Source organism: Pseudoroseomonas ludipueritiae (genome assembly GCF_014490445.1).
In the GTDB taxonomy this organism is placed as follows: Bacteria; Pseudomonadota; Alphaproteobacteria; order Acetobacterales; family Acetobacteraceae; genus Pseudoroseomonas; species Pseudoroseomonas ludipueritiae.
Genome location: NZ_JACTUZ010000389.1, coordinates 1 through 586, shown reverse-complemented (window position 1 = coordinate 586; position 586 = coordinate 1). Strand labels below are relative to the sequence as shown.

Below are 586 nucleotides of genomic sequence, written 5' to 3'. Positions count from 1 at the left end.
GCCGTGGCGCCGCCGCCGCTGGGCAGCAGCCCGGCCCATACGCCGGCCAGCGTGCCCAGCGCCACCGCCGTCAGCATCGGCCCCAGGCGGCGCAGCAGGGGCGGCAGGGCGGGGCCGTCCATGAACTGCCAGAAGTTGGTCACCAGGGAGGGCAGCACCAGAAGCGCCGCCGCCTCGGCAGGTGGCATGAGAGTGCCGAGCAGCCCCATGGCGATGGTGGGCAGGCCAAGGCCGATGACGCCTTTCACCAGCCCTGCCAGAAGAAAGGTGCCCAGGATGGCACCGAGAGTTGGAAGCGAATGCAGCAGGTCCATGCGCCGCAGCCTGCGCGAGCCAACCCGCCGATGCTACGGTGGCGGGCGTAGCATTCCTGACCGCCGCCGCGCAGGATGCCGCCCTTCGTCGCCGGGAGAACCTTGCCATGGTCAGCACCGCCGCCCTGGCCGGCACCGCCGCCGCCATTGGCGACCCCGCCCGCGCCAATATGCTGGCCGCCCTGATGGACGGCCGGGCGCTGACGGCCACCGAGCTGGCGCGCATCGCCGGCGTGGCGCCGCAGACCGCCAGCGGCCACCTGGCCCGGCTG

General features: G+C 73.7%; 1 protein-coding gene and 1 pseudogene. One reads left to right on the top strand and one right to left on the bottom strand.

Going from position 1 to position 586, the window contains the following annotated elements; genetic code table 11:
• A pseudogene (locus IBL25_RS26555) lies at nucleotides 1–314 on the bottom strand (sulfite exporter TauE/SafE family protein); the annotation flags it as partial.
• A 38-nt stretch (nucleotides 315–352) separates the two neighbouring features.
• On the opposite strand from IBL25_RS26555, the gene IBL25_RS26550 reads away from it, so the two are divergent.
• On the top strand, nucleotides 353–586 hold a 234-nt coding region (locus IBL25_RS26550; RefSeq protein WP_456315893.1), incomplete at its 3' end, for a winged helix-turn-helix domain-containing protein.